Here is a 679-nt window from a genome sequence, read left to right on the forward strand (position 1 = left end):
TGACCCGTCATCGTCCTACGAGCTGGACAAGTTCACGGCGACGTTCGCTACCCTGGGCTCTTACTTCGACCAATACGGCCAACTCACCTACTTGGTCAGTCCACCAACGCAGAGTGACAGGTTCAACACTTACTATCAGCGTAGCCAGAGTGGAACGACACACCGCCAGTTCGTGACGGAGGCGGGTGAGATCGGCATCGATGGGACGATTGAATTCCCCTTCGTCATTCGGGATGCACAAGCCCTCCCGTCGAAGTTACAGTGTTCGTTCTCGGTTCGGGCATCCGAATCGGGGACGTTTGGGGAGACCGTCACCACATCGAATTCTGGCATCTTCGAATTTGGTTGAGAAAGTGCTAGCGGCTGGAATGGCATACCTCGAAGCAAATCCTGATACGTAGGTGCTATTGGGCCGAGTAGTCAAATATCAGATTCTATTAAAACCCTCTTCTTTAGAGGTTTATTCGCGTGAATCTACTGCACACTACACCCCAGTACTTACCAAAGGCACTCCCCACATCGAGGCGGGTTCTCCACAGCTGAGTTGGACTGAAACAGCCGCTCAGTAGGTGTGATTATACCGCAACTGCGACAACGTTAAAGAGGATGAATAGGAAAACGGAACCGAGTAGGGCGCTCACGACCGTTCGTCGAGGGTGTTCCTGACGGAACCTTCCAG

General features: G+C 52.7%; 1 pseudogene. It reads left to right on the forward strand.

Features of this window, described 5'->3' with window-relative positions:
- Positions 1-349, forward strand: a pseudogene (locus DVK07_RS23945) (hypothetical protein); the annotation flags it as partial.
- Positions 350-679: the final 330 nt, after the last annotated feature.

Origin of the sequence: Halorubrum sp. Atlit-26R (assembly GCF_003666015.1) — an archaeon.
In the GTDB taxonomy this organism is placed as follows: Archaea; Halobacteriota; Halobacteria; order Halobacteriales; family Haloferacaceae; genus Halorubrum.